11 protein-coding genes are annotated in these 12,521 nt (G+C 38.3%); 1 reads left to right on the forward strand and 10 read right to left on the reverse strand.

Annotation, left to right across the window (positions count from 1 at the left end):
- Positions 1–262 precede the first annotated feature (262 nt).
- The 7 genes from IGK81_RS11790 to IGK81_RS11820 all read right to left on the reverse strand — a co-directional run bounded on the left by IGK81_RS11790 (position 263) and on the right by IGK81_RS11820 (position 5,223).
- A complete protein-coding gene (locus IGK81_RS11790) occupies positions 263–1,576 on the reverse strand; it encodes an NCS2 family permease (RefSeq protein ID WP_010737017.1) in 1,314 nt (437 codons plus the stop codon).
- A 229-nt stretch (positions 1,577–1,805) separates the two neighbouring features.
- Positions 1,806–2,066, reverse strand: coding sequence for a hypothetical protein (locus IGK81_RS11795; protein ID WP_010737016.1), 261 nt, complete (start codon positions 2,064–2,066; stop codon positions 1,806–1,808).
- A gap of 102 nt (positions 2,067–2,168) precedes the next feature.
- Positions 2,169–2,525, reverse strand: a complete 357-nt coding sequence (locus IGK81_RS11800; protein ID WP_034700463.1) for a VOC family protein — start codon at positions 2,523–2,525, stop codon at positions 2,169–2,171.
- A 288-nt stretch (positions 2,526–2,813) separates the two neighbouring features.
- Positions 2,814–3,524 (reverse strand): B3/B4 domain-containing protein, encoded by a 711-nt coding sequence (locus IGK81_RS11805; RefSeq protein WP_034700465.1) that lies wholly within the window; start codon positions 3,522–3,524, stop codon positions 2,814–2,816.
- Between the two features lie 13 nt (positions 3,525–3,537).
- On the reverse strand, positions 3,538–4,062 hold the full coding sequence (locus IGK81_RS11810) for a GNAT family N-acetyltransferase (RefSeq protein WP_034700466.1): 525 nt from the start codon (positions 4,060–4,062) through the stop codon (positions 3,538–3,540).
- A 13-nt stretch (positions 4,063–4,075) separates the two neighbouring features.
- Positions 4,076–4,528: a MarR family winged helix-turn-helix transcriptional regulator gene (locus IGK81_RS11815; RefSeq protein ID WP_010720981.1), complete on the reverse strand. Its 453-nt coding sequence runs from the start codon at positions 4,526–4,528 to the stop codon at positions 4,076–4,078.
- Between the two features lie 95 nt (positions 4,529–4,623).
- On the reverse strand, positions 4,624–5,223 hold the full coding sequence (locus IGK81_RS11820; protein ID WP_034700468.1) for an NUDIX hydrolase: 600 nt from the start codon (positions 5,221–5,223) through the stop codon (positions 4,624–4,626).
- 256 nt (positions 5,224–5,479) lie between these two features.
- Here IGK81_RS11820 and IGK81_RS11825 point away from each other — a divergent pair, with 256 nt between their 5' ends.
- The gene (locus tag IGK81_RS11825) at positions 5,480–6,934 is read left to right on the forward strand and encodes a helix-turn-helix domain-containing protein (protein ID WP_034700470.1); all 1,455 of its coding nucleotides are present in this window, start codon (positions 5,480–5,482) and stop codon (positions 6,932–6,934) included.
- Between the two features lie 137 nt (positions 6,935–7,071).
- Here IGK81_RS11825 and IGK81_RS11830 read toward each other — a convergent pair whose 3' ends face one another.
- The 3 genes from IGK81_RS11830 to IGK81_RS11840 form a co-directional block, all read right to left on the reverse strand.
- Positions 7,072–9,615 carry an HAD-IC family P-type ATPase gene (locus IGK81_RS11830; RefSeq protein ID WP_034700471.1) on the reverse strand — a complete coding sequence of 848 codons (2,544 nt, stop codon included), beginning with the start codon at positions 9,613–9,615 and terminating at the stop codon, positions 7,072–7,074.
- 109 nt (positions 9,616–9,724) lie between these two features.
- Positions 9,725–11,044 (reverse strand): amino acid permease, encoded by a 1,320-nt coding sequence (locus tag IGK81_RS11835; protein WP_034700472.1) that lies wholly within the window; start codon positions 11,042–11,044, stop codon positions 9,725–9,727.
- Positions 11,045–11,060: 16 nt separating this feature from the next.
- Positions 11,061–12,491: an amino acid permease gene (locus IGK81_RS11840; RefSeq protein ID WP_010720986.1), complete on the reverse strand. Its 1,431-nt coding sequence runs from the start codon at positions 12,489–12,491 to the stop codon at positions 11,061–11,063.
- Positions 12,492–12,521 lie beyond the last annotated feature (30 nt).

Below are 12,521 nucleotides of genomic sequence, written 5' to 3' on the forward strand. Positions count from 1 at the left end.
TCCTCCATTGGTTAAAGATTATTGATCCCTCGCAAAAATTGTAACGCTTTCAAAAACGAGAGTAAATAGCCATTATTCTCCTTATTTCTTTCACCACGCCTAAACCTTGATGCTATCGTCTTTTACTTTCAGTTGTTACCGATAACAATTTTTTCCAAAAAAGAACCCTGGCATTTGTTTTCTCGCTAACAATAGCGAGATCTCCATTTGCCAAGGTTTTTTTACTTGTCACACATCATAAAAATTAATCAACTAAATCAAGTTAACTAATGTTCAGTATCCACATGAAGCCAATAAAGACAAAGAATAACAGATACATGATCGGTGATACTTCTTTTCCGCGTTTTGCTGCGATCATAGTAATTGGATAGAAAATAAATCCTAATGCGATCCCATCAGAAATACTATAAGTTAACGGCATGCCGATCAAGATCAAGAAAGCTGGAATGGCGATCTCTAACTTGCCCCATTCGATTTGACGCAACGATTGTGCCATCAATACACCGACAATGATCAGTGCTGGTGCTGTTACTTGTGAAGTCACTACTGATAGCAACGGTGAAAAGAATAAACCGAATAGGAATAAGATCCCGGTCGTTACTGCAGTGATCCCAGAACGGCCACCAACAGCAATTCCGGCAGAAGATTCAACGAAAGCCCCAACTGGTGAAGTTCCTAATAAAGAACCTGCAAGCATAGCTGTTGAATCAGAAGCCAACGCTTTCCCAACACGAGGCATTTTGTTATCTTTCATAAAACCAGCTTGATTAGCTAAACCGACTAACGTGCCTGCTGTATCAAAGAATGTAACTAATAAAAAGGTTAATACGACTACCCACATTTGTAGTGAGTTGATGTCTCCGATATGTTTCAATGCAACTAAGAATGTTGGCTTTAAACTTGGTGCAGCTGAAACTAATTGAGAAGGCATAGGAATAAGTCCAGTCACTAATCCAAGAATTGTGCTAGCTACCATCCCAATAAAAATACCTCCTGGAACACGTCTTATCAATAAGATTGCTGTCACAACTAACCCAAAAATCGTCAACCATGTTGAACCTACGCTTAGTGATCCTAACCCCACTAATGTGGATTCATTTGAAACGATGACTCCTCCTTCATTCAAGCCAAGGAAAGCAATAAATAAGCCAATCCCACCTGAGATCGCATATTTTAAATCAGCTGGAATTGCATCAATGATCATTTCACGTAATTTGAAAATCGTGATTAAAATAAAAATCAAAGAAGCAACGAACACGCCTGCTAAAGCTGTTTCCCAAGGAATCCCCATTCCCAAACAAACGGAATAAGCAAAAAAGGCATTAATCCCTAATGCTGGCGCAGTACCAATCGGGTAACGTGCTAAGACCCCCATTAAAATACAGCCGATCGCACTTGCTAATGCTGTAGCCGTAAACACCGCACCTTCGTCCATTCCTGATGCGCCTAAAACTGTTGGATTGACAAATAAGATATATGCCATTGAGATAAATGTTGTAAAGCCTGCAAGTATTTCTCTTCTGACGGTGGTACCTAATTTTTCAATCTCGAAGTAGGAAAGTAGTTTTTCCTTCATCTTTCATCCCCCTAAAACCGAACATTTATAAAAAAGTCCCTCAAAATTTTGAATTATTTAAAAACAACGTGTTTAATCATATACTAAATCAGAACATAAGTAAACAAAAAAGTCGGATTTTAAGCAAAATCCGAACTTTAAGTTTTTTTGATCGTTATGAACTGATTTAACAGTTTTTTTAATAGAAAAGGAGCATTTCAAACAAAATAGCGTACCAAATCGGTTTGCTTTAGCTATTTTTTAGCTGCTCTTTTCCGATGCGTTTTTGTTCTTCAGCAATGAATCCCTTGATGTCACTTTCTGCCGAAAAATATTTACTAATTTCACTAGAATTAGTCAACGAATTCAAGCCGCCATATCCTGTATCTACCATTTTCCCCCAACCTTTTGTTGGCTTTTTCCCTGTCTTCAAGTTTTTCATACGGATTTTTTCACTTTTTTCTTCTCGTCGTCTCTGTGAATATTCTTCCATTTTTGCGATTAGATTCATGACAGTCTCTCCTTTCCTTCAAAAATTTGTTATTCATTTATTTAAATTCCTTGTCCTGTGCATCTCCTTTTCAAACACCAGGACCTCTTCTGATTTCAAACATTACAACTTACCGATCACAAAATAGTTTCCTTCTGGATCAGAAAAGTTGAACGTCTCTACGCCATTGCTCTCCATGATTTCACCAGCATTCTCTATTTTTTGATAGATCTCCTCAAATTGATCCGTAAAGAAAATGATCGAAGGAGTCGTACCTAACACTTCTGGCGAAAATCGTTGGACAAAAACTTTTGGAAAAATCCCTAATTCAAATTCTGGTGAAAGTTGCACGATCGTACTTTGAAATTCTTCTGGTAACTCAATCGTTTCACTAACTGTTGCGCCTAGAGTTTCGACAAAAAATTGACTAAGCACTTCAACATTTTCTGCATAAAGCATGACTCTGGTTTTACCGATCATCTCTGATCCTCCTTTGATGGTGTTGATCCTTTTCATTAAGTATATCATGAAAGCGGATAATCAAAGAATTCTCGGTTTAAGAATCGAAAAATCCGACAAGATTTGACAGACTGTGACGATTCTTTGTCAGTTTGTCTGGTTTTGATAAGATTTGATGGCACAACAGTGAAACGAAACCATTCAAAACTACACTCGTTAGAGAAAACAAGATCACATAGAAAAATCCCTCGTTTTTCTATGTGATCTTATTGGTTGAGCTACTTTTTCTTCCTACGTTTCGCTCCTACTTCAAATGTTCATTTCTGGATGTTCCTTCGTTAGCGTAAATGTTTTCCCTTCTACGCCAAATGTTTGTTCCACGCGTTTTTTCAATTCTGTCATTGCTTTTGCGCCACGTGATGCTTGCTCTTTTGTGACTGATTCAATAACCAAAATGGCTTTAGTCGTGTCTTCCGTCAACATTGTCCGTTGCGCTTCTCGCCAGTTGAAACTGCGACAGATTGCTCCTTCGTTATCGTAATAAATGATTTCTTCTGGTAAAGCTGGTGCATCAGCTTCTGCTCCTAGAGGTAAAAAACTTTCACCACCATGAGCTTTTCCTAGATGAAGATCCCCTTTGATTTTTTCTTGATCTTCTCCTCCACATGGCACACCAAATGTTAGAGAAATACTGTTATAGATATCGACTAATGGGTTGATAGGGAAAAATTCACGTTCTTGGCTGGCTCTTTTTAATAACGCTTCAATTGATGAACGGGCTCCTTTTTTGGTTTTAAAACGTGAAAAAGCTTGACGCCATTGGGCAATGACTTCATTTTGACTGAATGTTTCTTCTGTCAAATATCCTCTTGCTTCTTTCGCTGCATCATTCAATAGTTGATGGAAGTGTTCTTCTTTGGCTTTATCTACATGATTATCGATACCTTCGACTACCAAAACTTCAATTGTTGCTTCTGGAAAGACTTCCCAAAAATTTTGTTCTGCGATGATTTTTTCCATGTTTCTACTCCTTTTATTTCTGTAAATTTTTGACATATAGATAATCTGTCTGAGCATCATCTCCCATATAAAAAATATGTTGGCTATGATGTTGGAATCCATGTTTTTTATAAAAAGCTAAGGCAGGATAGTTATGTTCCCATACCCCTAACCAAATCGCCTCTTTTTGTTTTTCTTGCGCTTTTTGCACAGCAAATTCGATCAATCTAGATCCAATCCCTTTAGATTTAAATGGCGATCGGACATAAATACGTTCGATCTCTAAAAATCCTTCTCCCATTGCTTCTGTTTGTGCTTGCCCTATATTTAATTTTAGATAGCCAGCAATCCGGTCATCTAGTACTGCCCAATAAAATTCTGACTGTTCCTCTTGAAGTTCTCGCCTCAATTTATCGAGCGCATAAGCTTCATCCAAATAGGTCGTCATCAATTCTTCACTGTTGTGTTCACCAAAGGTAGCTTGATAGGTCTCGATACTAATTGCCTGTAATTTTTCTACTTCCGTTTCTTTGATCCCTACGATTTCGATTGTTTTCACCGCTCCAGTCCTTTCAATAAATTCTTTTGTTTCCTTTTTTTATATAATGCCAATCTTCACTCACATTTTTCCGAACTTTTTGCAAAAGTGTGTGTAATTGCAAAACTTCTTGCGGGGATAACCCTTTGACAGCTACTTGATTGGAATAATGATGCTCTCGAAGGATAAACGGATAGACTTTTTTTCCACGATCCGTTGGGTAAAGTTTTTTTATCTTTTTATTGTTTTTATCTGGCATGCTTTTTATCAGGTCTTTTGCTATCAATTTTTTCACCGCACGTGCCGTCGTTGTTCGGTCAACGTTGATCATCTCAGCTAACTTTTCTTGAATAATGCCAGGATGTTCACAGATTCGTACTAAATACAGGTATTGTCCTCTTGTCAAATCAACTTCTTGAAACTCAATGTTACTAATCGAGTCCAAGGCACGGGCAATTGCTCCAATCTCTCGAATGATTTCGTCCATTTTAGCCCTCCCTTACCTAGCTTTAGTATGATTTTACTCTTTTTTATTGCATTTGCAACAAAAAATCACTAAAAATAAAAAACTACCTTCCCTGATCAATCACAATAAGGCAAGGTAGCTTTTTCTAAAATCAATAGTTGCTCTTTGGTCGTACGTTTCAGCGAGAGTTTTGGTAAATCATTTAAATGGAAGAATTTCATATTAGAAGTTTCATGGTTTGCCACAAACGTACCTGACAAGATAGCGCAAGAAAAAACAATTTTATAGTACTGAAAGGCTTGAGGGATGTCTGTGCGCAGATTCGTATCAAATATCGCTAATAATTGACCTACTTCTACCTCTAATCCAGTTTCTTCTTTGACTTCTTTACGTATATTTTCTTTAGGAGACAAACCAACTTCTGCAAATCCTCCTGGTAATGACCATTCTTGTGTTTTTGTATCTTCGATCAATAGAACCTTCTCGTCTTGTTTGATCCATGCACGTACGTCAACTTTTGGTGTTGGATATCCTTCATGACCTTCTATTAGGCTTGTCCATTCTTCCTTTGTTTCCAATCCCACTTCACTCAGCAGCTTCAACGAGATTTCTTGCAGCTCTTCATATCGTTCTTTGTCAAACACGTCTTTCCCATAAAGCAATCCAGCTTGAGCAATCGCTAGTAAGCGGCGATAATCGTTTAGTCTGTTTTCCATTCTACTCACTCCTCTCACATGACTATCTTTTTACTTATTTTAGTATAAGTCAAATTTTTTAGCTAACTTCTACTTTAAATAAACGGAGGCTGATTGAAGTAAAAAAATCCAAAAAACTCATCCTTTATTTGATATTGTGCCTTTTTTCATTATACTAATGGTAAGCGCTATCTAAAATAATCAGGTTTCATTATGAAGATACGGCGAAACGAGTGTCTTCCTCACTTGTCATACTTAACAAAGAAAGGTTGATCCGATGTATTCTTTAATGAAAAAAATCATTACTGAAAAAGATATCAAACGCCAAGTCTCTTTAGTGGAACTATTACTGAATCACTCGCAAATAACTGTGAACGAGTTAGCCGAAGCTGTCAATACCACAGAGCGTACGATTTTTTCTGATCTTCAAACAATCAAAACCCAATTACCTAAAGGCTGGCTAATCAATAGTGACCAATCAGGGATTCAACTAAAAAACGAACAGAATCTCCTGACAAATGAACTGTGGGAAATTTTTCTGACACAGTCGATCAGTGTCCAATTATTGAAAGAATTATTAACGATTAAAGAAGTCGCTACCCCCACCTTTTTAGCACGTAACGGCTTGTCTTATGAAACATTGAATCGTCATGTCAAAAAATTGAATCAACAATTAGTCGTCTACGAATTACAGATCGAACAAAACCGCCACCGTTTGTCGTTTTCAGGTGAAGAAGAAACCATTCGGCTATTTTATCATCGATTACTTATGCCGTTTACCCATAACAACTATTTCTTCGAGGATTACTCGATCCATGAATCTCACTACTTCCGGTTCCTCAAACGTTTACGACAAGCTGAGTTAGCTGTTGACACCGAAGAGGTATTCGGGATTTGTTGTTTTTTTATCAACACGATTCGGATCAAAGCTGGTTGTCGAATCCCGACTTCATTGTTTTCTACCCAGGATCAATTATTTTTACTCTATGCTCCTGAATTAGAAAAACTGTACCGAACTGAAGGGGTCTATCTTAAAGATAAAGAAGCAGCGTTTGCTTTTTCCTGTTTTCTTGACAGCTGGAACTATAACAACTCTTACCCGCCTATGATCTTGGATATTTTACACCGTCACCCTGCAGAAACAAACATTCGTGAATTTGTAAATCGTCTATCAGAAAGCTTAGCTATCAAAGAGTTAGAACAAACAAACTTACCGGAAAATTTGATTTTACTACTCCTGAAATACTATGAATCACCGTTATTGATCGAACAAACAACCAAGCAATATCACTATTATTTAAAAGAATATGAACAAGAATACCCAGAGTTATATCCTCATAAATTCGCTTTGTTGCAACAAGTTAAAGAATCGACGAGCATGGTCAAAAAGGTCACCAATGAGACTTATTTCTTTTATTTACTTTCTTTATTAATCCAACAGACACTTTTAGCCGTGCAGCCGTATCAAGCAACGATTTATTTTATTTTTCAAGGGGAACCTTCATGGAAAGCTTTTTTGCAACAAGAATTAAATGCTTATTTAGGAAAACGAGTGATCTTGGAGCCAATTGAATTGAGTCAATTGTCAGATATCACTATCAAGAAAAATGATCTATTAGTTTCAAATATTCCGATCGATACGCCGCCAATGCCTGTCATTTATCTTTCAACGATCCCGACAAAAAATGAATTGGATCGTTTAAGTGACTTATCGTTGCGATCGTATTTGTAACTCACACTTAGTTTTTTTATGCTCTGTCTTAACATCGATCAATGATCAAGTAACTAACAAAAGCTTATAAATGTCTATTTGGTAATGGCCAAAGAGTACGTTTATAAGCTTTTATTTCCTGTTTGTGGTGGTACTTTTTACGTGGGTAACTCAGCATTTCTTTTTTTGGCGATCATCTTACTGATCCGCTTTTCGATCTCAACGATTACAAAAAGTAATAGAATATTTAGTAAGATCGGTAGTTGCTCTGTCAGGGAAAGACTTGTTGTCCCAATTAGCTGTTGTGCGATCGGTAAGTAAATCACTCCTGCTTGCAAGAGGACCAACATCCCGAGTGACAAGAACAACGCTTTGTTTTCAAATAAACTACGATTCAATGAAGGATCAAGTAACTCGCGGCAATTGATCATATACACAGCTTGAGCAGCTACGATATTTTGTAAGAGCATGGTTTGTTGGAGCGCTTGTCCTTCAAAGCTCATTGCTAGTAAATAAGCAGGAATCATGATCAGCAATGACACATAAAAGATTCGAAACACACTGTAGCGGGTGAGAATCCCTTGCTTTGGATCTCTCGGTGAGCGACTCATCGTGTCCTTACCAGCTTTTTCAAATCCTAAAGCATAGGATAACGTGATCGTAGTAACCATGTTCACCCATAAAATTTGGACAGGTGTCAGTGGTAACGGCTGGTTAACGAGTAGTGCCCAAATAATGACCAGTCCTTGGGCTAAAGCTGTTGGTAAGAAAAAATTGATTGTTTTTTGAAGATTGTCGAGAATTCTCCGCCCTTCTTTGACCGCTTTAGCGATCGTATGGAAATTATCATCACCCAGAACCATGTCCGCTGCCTGCTTGCTCACTTCACTCCCTTTGATTCCCATAGCGATTCCTACATCAGCACGCTTCAAAGCTGGCGCATCATTCACACCGTCACCCGTCATTCCAACGATTTCTTCATTTTTTTGAAGAGCATCCACGATCCGTAACTTGTGTTCCGGTGTCGTTCGGGCAAATACATCTACTGATTTCACTTGTTTCGCTAGTTCTTCATCTGATAAGCGATCAATGTCAATTCCTTCTAACACGTTTTTTGTGTGTTTGAGACCGATTTGTTCAGCAATTGCCTGCGCAGTGTCTTTATGGTCTCCTGTGATCATTTTCACCGAGATCCCTGCATTTTGACATTCTTTGACTGCTCGGATCGCACTCTCTTTTGGTGGATCGATAATTCCTGCAATCCCTACAAAGGTCAGTTCATTCAATTGATCATGTCCTAATTCTTGATCAGGAGCAAGTGTCTTATAAGCAAAGCCTAAGACTCGTTGTCCTTTTTGAGCGAGTTTCATCGCTTCCTCTTGCCATTTTCCGACTTGTTTCGGTGTCAAGTTCGCTTTTGCTAGTAATACTTCTGGTGCCCCTTTGACATAAACAATCGCATGTTCCTGTTTGTCATGCATTGTTGCCATGTATTTATAGCTTGAACTAAATGGGATTTTTCCTTTGACTGGCTCCAAAGGTAGTGATGCTTTTGCCGTGTAACGTAGTAAAGCAAGTTCGGTCGGGTTTCCTGTTAATTCGGCCACGTTTTGATTTGCTTTGGTTTGGATCTCTTGGCAGTTTTTCATGATTGCCAACATGGTTTCTTCTTGATCCGTCACTGTTTCGACAACACTCATTTCGTTTTTTGTCAGGGTTCCTGTTTTATCCGAACAAATCACGGTCATAGAGCCAAGAGTTTCCACAGACGGCAAACCTTTAATAATCGCTTGCTCTTTAGCCATTTCGTTCACACCTAAAGAAAGGATCATCGTAAGTACTGCTGGTAAACCTTCCGGGATCATCGAAACGATCAAAGCAATAATCGTTGAAAATAAGAAGTTCATTTCCAAGCCATATCTAAATGTCGTGAAAAAGAGTAAGAACAAGCTAAGGAAAAGAATCCCACGAAAGATCTGCTTGTTTAGTTGGTTGATTTTTTTAACGAGTGGTGTAGTTTGTTGTTGGACTGATTGTAGTGCCTGATTGATTTTCCCGATTTCAGTGGTATCTCCCGTTTCGATGACCACACCAATCGCAGTCCCTGTTTGAACTAAGGTACCAGAAAATGCCAGATTCTTCTGATCTCCGGTTGAGACAGTTGTCGTCAATCGTTCGCTAGTCTTTTCAACTGCTTCCGACTCCCCCGTCAATGCGGCTTCTTCTACCATGAAGTCATGGACCTCAATCAAGCGAACGTCTGCAGGTACAACATCGCCTGCTTTCAACGCTAACAAATCACCTGGCACTAATTCTTTAGCTGGAACCAATTCTTTGATCCCTTCTGTGAAAATCACCGCGTTCTGTCCTAAAAGTTTTTCTAAGCCGTTTAACGCTTCCTCAGCCTTTCGCTCTTGCCAATAACCAACAAAACTATTGACGAGAACGACTGCCAGAATAATACTTCCTTCAATTACTTCTCCTGTAAAAAATTTTAACAAAGAAGCAACCAATAAGATAATCATCAATAACTCTGTCAAATGCTTCAAAAACTTTCGTAATGGACTAACTTTCTTTTTTACTTCTATATGATTATAGCCGTTTTCTTTTAAACGACTGATACGCTCATCTTGGTTTAGCCCATCTGGAGTCGTTTTGAGTGTCTTCATCACTTCTTGGGCTGTTTCTTTATACCAGACCATCGCAATCCCTCCTCTTTCGGTTGTGATACTTTTATTATAGGGAGGAGAGACTTGATTTAACGTCAATTATTTCAGAGGACCCTGAAAAAAATAGGGGAAAAATATCGAATCATTTTGGAGCGGTCTGACGAATCCGTTGATAGATCAAGTTCAAGGCACCAAACCAAACAACGGAAACTACGGGAATCACACGAGTAGTTGGTTCAAAAAACAAACTGATTCCTACCAAACAAAAAAAACATAGAATGAGTCGATCTTTCCATTTTTTCAACTGACTTTTCGTTAATTTTAGATGGGCAAATAAAATAGCTGACCAGACAAATAAGAACGAAATCGTGGTCATGCCTGCAAGTAATTGAAATAAAATCCGACTATCTGATACAAAAAAGTGTAAACAAAGACCTAATAAAAACATGCCTCCAGTAAATAAGATACCGTGCAAGGGCACACCCCGAGAAGATAATGTTAGAAACCATTTTGAAAGATTTTTTTCTTTTGCCGTATTATATAAGATACGACTCGTACTATAAATGGCACTATTCGTGGAAGAAAGGGAAGCAACCAAGATGATCAAGTTGATGACTCCTGCCCCTTTGCTACAATGAATGAACTGTAACATCGTGACCAACGGACTTTCTTTTAAATCTAAAGATTGCCAAGGAACGACTAACAAAATCGCCACGATCGTTCCAATATAGAAAAAGAGGATACGTGCGGGTAAACATTGGATCGCTTTTTTAAGGTTTTTCTGTGGATCTGCTGTTTCGCCCACCGTTAAACCGATCATTTCAACTCCGGCAAAACTAAATAAAACCATTGGAAAAGCAGCAACTAAGCCGGTTAGTCCAAATGGAAAAATGGTTTGGAGCTGATCAAAATTTTCTCTGACACCAATTCTTGGTGACTTGAAGTACAAAAAGCAAACGCCAATCCCTAAAAGAATAAATAATAAAATCCCAAAAATCTTGATAGTTGAAAACAAGGATTCCAACTCACCAAACCAACGAACGGCAACTACGTTAATGATCACTAAGGCAATAAGTGCGAAGATCCCACTGATTAAGGGAGAGAGTGCTGGTAACCAAAAGCGGATATATAAACCAATCGCTGTCAATTCGGTCAACCCAGCACCCATCCAACATAACCAATACGTCCAGTTGACTAAAAATGCCCATCGTTCGCCTAAATAGTATTGGATGAAATCGCCGATCGATTGAAACTCATTATTGGATAAAAAGAGCTCACCCATCGCATACATCAACCCATAAATAGCGAGACCGCAAACAAAATAAGTAAGCAAGACAGCAGGTCCCGCCAACTTGATTGCTTTGGCAGAACCTAAGAATAGTCCAGTCCCGATCGCACCTCCTAGCGCAATCATCTGGATATTCCGGTTCGTCAAAGTTTTCTTCATTGTGGTTCTTTCCATCTTACTCACCTTTTCTTTATTCTTGATTCAATTTTTGTTGGACTTCTTGTTCCCATGATGGTTTTCTGATTTTATCAATACATAATGGGGCAATGAATAAGATCAAACTAATCACCGTTACTGCGATAAAGTTGATCAACGTTCCAGCTTGCATCGTCAAACCTACCGAACAGCCAATTGCTGCAAAAAGAACAAGTACAACGATCCATGCACCTAAATCACCCTTACCACCTTTTTTACCGATTCTAAATGGTCGGGCAAGTTCAGGTTTGGCTTTTCTTAATTTCAAAATAGCAATCCCCATAATGACATATACAATACAATAAATCACTGTCGTGGAGTTCACTAACATCAGAAATGCCTGATTGACACCTGGTATCAACAAATAAAACAAAGCAAAGATCGAAATAATCGTTGATTGTGTTAAGATCACTGATTTTGACACATCAAATTGGTTCGTTTTCCAAAAATTGAATTTTGGTGGATATGCTCCTTTTCTCGCACTTGCAGTGACTGTTTTGGCTGGTCCTGAAGCCCATGCAGATAATTGGACAGCTACACCTACAAAGACTAATAGACTGAAAATATTAACGATGATATGTGGTAATCCTAGAATCTGACAATAGATTGAAATGGATTGCGCAATATTATTCAACTCCATTTGGCCTTTAGGTACCACATTTGCTACGACTAACGCATTCAACGTATTCACAAAGAAGAGAAAAATCAATGCAGCAAAGATCCCTTTAGTATAAGTTTTTACAGGATTTTTCAAACGGGTGATGTAGACAGATGACATCTCGATCCCCGTAAAGATAAACATGATTGGTGCAAAGTAAACGAATGATTTCGCTGTTTCTGCATCAGGGATCAATTTAGCCCAAGAAAAATGACCTAATGTTGCATGTGGTTGGATACCGACTTTGATCCATGAAAAAATACCTAAAAGAAGCATAATTGCTAATGGAATATATAGACCTAACCAAACACCGATCTTCCCACCAATTTTAGCCATATCAAATTTCAAATTTAATAATGTAATGATCCAATACACGACTAGAATAACGATCAAAGTAAATTTACTGTTCAACCCTAAAGGAACGTTATCAATCATATTACCCAACAAAGGTGCTAGCGCTGAAGCGACCATCACCATCCCTGGAAACATTTGGACCCATAAAAGCCATGAGACAACAAAGCCCCATTTTCGTCCTAAAGAATTTGAGACCCAGAGTTCTGGTCCACCTTTTTGGGGAAACATCCCAGCAAATTCACCTGAGATCAACGAAATAGGAAAAGCATAAAATAATACCGCTACAAGCATATAGAAAAGCATCGTCCAACCCGTGGCTGCAACATCAGGAATGTTCCGAACACTAGCAACTAAGGCACAAGTCATACCGATGAATGTCAGTGTAGTGATTTGTGAAGTTTTCGAATCTGTCATTGTTATTTTCCTTCTTTCCATCAACACAGA

The organism is Enterococcus sp. DIV0703 (genome assembly GCF_051711065.1).
Classification (GTDB): Bacteria; Bacillota; Bacilli; order Lactobacillales; family Enterococcaceae; genus Enterococcus_B; species Enterococcus_B hirae.